The organism is Pirellulales bacterium (genome assembly GCA_035656635.1).
Taxonomy (GTDB): domain Bacteria; phylum Planctomycetota; class Planctomycetia; order Pirellulales; family JADZDJ01; genus DATJYL01.
On record DASRSD010000079.1, the window covers coordinates 1 to 1,969 of the forward strand.

Genomic DNA, 1,969 nt, shown 5'->3' on the forward strand with positions numbered 1-1,969 from the left:
GATTGGAATCGAAATCGCCCCAGCCGCCCGGCGCGGTATCAAAAAACACTTCGCCGGAGGAGAATTTTCCATCTTGATCTTTGTCGCCGTCAATAACCAGCTGCGTCAATTGCGTGCCCGGCGCGCCTCCTTGGAAGGAGACCAAAATCACGTTCGGCTTGCTGTCGTCGCCGCTGGCAGGCTCCAGGTAGGTGGAACCTAAATGGATGGGCAGCGGGCTGACCGTCAGTGGATTGCGAACTTCCAAATGCTCGAAGCCGCACACGCGCAACCGGTTGGCGGCACAATGGGGATCGTCGCGGCGCCAAAAACGATCGCCTCGAAACAGCCGTCCCAGCCGGTTTATACTTTGCAGGATGCTCACCACTGCAACCTCCGTGTCGCAAATGCCCCGAGTTAACTTTCGATCGATGCTAGACCAGGTTTCCGCTTAGTCGGCCTTGGGCGCGTTCAATTGCCACAACCGAATTGTGGTGTCGAAGCTGCCCGAAACCAGCAATTTGCCGGCCGGATCGCAAGCCAGCGCCGCGACCGAGCCGGTATGCCCCGGGAAGCTGGCGGTCATTTTTTGCGTCGACAAATTCCACACCCGTACCAGGTTGTCGCTGCCGCCGCTGGCCAGGCGATCTTCGCCGCAGAAGCACAGCGCCAACACTTTTCCTTGGCCATGATCGAGGGCCAATTGTTGTTGGGCTGTGGCCAAATCCCAAACGCGAATTTGCTGCCCTTCGCCGGCGGTGGCAATCCGATCGCCTGCCGGAGAAAAAGCGACAATGCGAATGCGATGGTCGTGTCCTTGCCAATCGTTCAGCACGTTCCCATCGTTTACGTTCCAAATGCGAATGTGTCCGTCCCGTCCGCCGGCCACCAACTTTTGGCCATCGTGCGAGAAGGCCACCGCGCGAATATCGTCGCAGGAGCAATCCAGCGTGCGAAGGAGTTGGCCGCTGGAAACATCGTACAGCCGCACAACTTTTTCAAAGCCGGCCGCGGCGATGGTTTTGCCGCTCGGATCGAATTGCAGCGCGTAAATGGCCGCATCGTGCTCGCCAAATTTGCGCACCAGCTTGCCTGTCGCCGGATCCCACACATGAATTTTCCGATCGTCCCCGCCGGAAGCCAGCAACTTGCCGTCAGGGCTATAAACCACGGACCGCACCCAATCGGTGTGGGTGCGCAATTGATGCATTACCTTGCCGTCTTCAATGTTCCACAGGTTGATGATGTGATCGTCCCCCGCCGTGGCCAGTTGAACGCCGTCGGGACTGATGGCCACCGTCGTAATGACGGGCGTGATGGTTTGCGCGGTTCCCGATTTTTGCGGCGTTACCCGTTGCAGGCCCAATTCATCTGCCGGCGAGGCGTTCAGCACCGTTCCCTGCGAGAACGCTGTTCCTTGCGCGGGAGTTTCCGCCCGCACGAGTCCGGCAATCAGGGCAAAGCCCGCTGCCGATCCGACGAAGCAGCCGACCAAGAGCAGACGGGCAGTAATCACAACATGGCGCACAACACGACGGCGGGACGAAAAGCACATGAGAATTTTCATCCGAAACAAGCGATAACAGGGGAAAAAACTTCCGCACCCCGCCAGCATGCCGCCGGTTTGTTTGCGACCATGAATTTTTTCGACCAAGGCGTTGCTAGCACACTTGTGCCCGGCGCGCAACGATGCTGTGGTGTCTGCTCGTTATATCGGCCAAAACTTCAGAGGCCCGACAACCAAAAGCCAGTTGCCAGATCCAGCAAGGAAAGATTTGCCGGTTAGAAAAAGTCTACGGCGGACAAAGAGAGAGGAACCGGCGTGAGCACCTGCCAGCACGGCCGCCGAAAGCGCTCGCAACCGCTAGCAACGACACACTCGCCAGCCGGCACTAGCCACTAGTCACCAGCCACTAGATCCCCCACCTACTCCTTAATCAAATCCTTCACCGTCATGCCGGAGGGAATCATGGGCAGCACGTGTTCCTGG

General features: G+C 58.4%; 2 protein-coding genes. Both read right to left on the reverse strand.

What is annotated here, in order from left to right; translation table 11 throughout:
• A partial coding sequence (locus VFE46_07445; protein ID HZZ27829.1) for a hypothetical protein occupies positions 1–364 on the reverse strand: 364 nt, incomplete at its 3' end.
• A gap of 66 nt (positions 365–430) precedes the next feature.
• Positions 431–1,495, reverse strand: coding sequence for a WD40 repeat domain-containing protein (locus VFE46_07450; GenBank protein ID HZZ27830.1), 1,065 nt, complete (start codon positions 1,493–1,495; stop codon positions 431–433).
• Between the last annotated feature and the right edge of the window lie 474 nt (positions 1,496–1,969).